Origin of the sequence: Jeongeupia chitinilytica, from assembly GCF_014652315.1 — a bacterium.
Classification (GTDB): Bacteria; Pseudomonadota; Gammaproteobacteria; order Burkholderiales; family Chitinibacteraceae; genus Jeongeupia; species Jeongeupia chitinilytica.
The window spans coordinates 1-676 of the sequence record NZ_BMYO01000023.1 but is presented as its reverse complement, the minus strand read 5'-3'; the positions used below and the strand labels follow the sequence as shown (position 1 = coordinate 676).

Sequence of the window (676 nt, the reverse complement as noted above, 5' to 3'; positions counted from 1 at the left end):
CCGAGCGTTCTGCCTCGATGCAGGTGCGCACCAGCGCCTCGACCGCTTCGACCGGGTACTTGCCGGCCGCCGATTCCGCCGACAGCATCACCGCATCGGTGCCGTCGAGCACCGCATTGGCGCAGTCCGACACTTCGGCACGGGTCGGCACCGGGCTGGAGATCATCGATTCCATCATCTGCGTCGCGGTGATCGTCAGTTTGCGCTTGGCGCGGGCGCGCTTGATCATCATCTTCTGCAGCGCCGGCACGCTGGCATCGCCGACTTCGACCGCGAGGTCGCCCCGGGCGACCATGATGCCGTCGGAGGCGTCGAGGATTTCGTCGAGGTTGGCGACCGCTTCGGTCCGTTCGATCTTGGCGATCAGCCCGGCAGTGCCGCCGGCGGCGCGCAGCAGCGTGCGGGCCATGTACATGTCGGCGGCGGACTTGGGGAAGGACACCGCGATGTAGTCGGCCTTGAGCGCCGCGGCGGTCTTGATGTCTTCCATGTCCTTGGCGGTCAGCGCCGGTGCGGTCAGGCCGCCGCCCTTGCGGTTGATGCCCTTGTTGTTCGACAGCACGCCGCCGAACAGCACCGTGGTGTGCACTTCGGTGCCCTTGACCGCGTTGACTTCGAGCTGGATCTCGCCGTCGCCGAGCAGCAGGATCGCGCCCGGTTCGACATCGTTGGGCAG

Annotated in this window: 1 protein-coding gene; it reads right to left on the bottom strand. The window is 67.3% G+C overall.

All coding sequences use genetic code 11. From position 1 onward, the window contains the following. Nucleotides 1-676: pyruvate kinase (locus tag IE097_RS19185; protein WP_229797673.1), on the bottom strand; the 676-nt coding region annotated here is incomplete at both ends.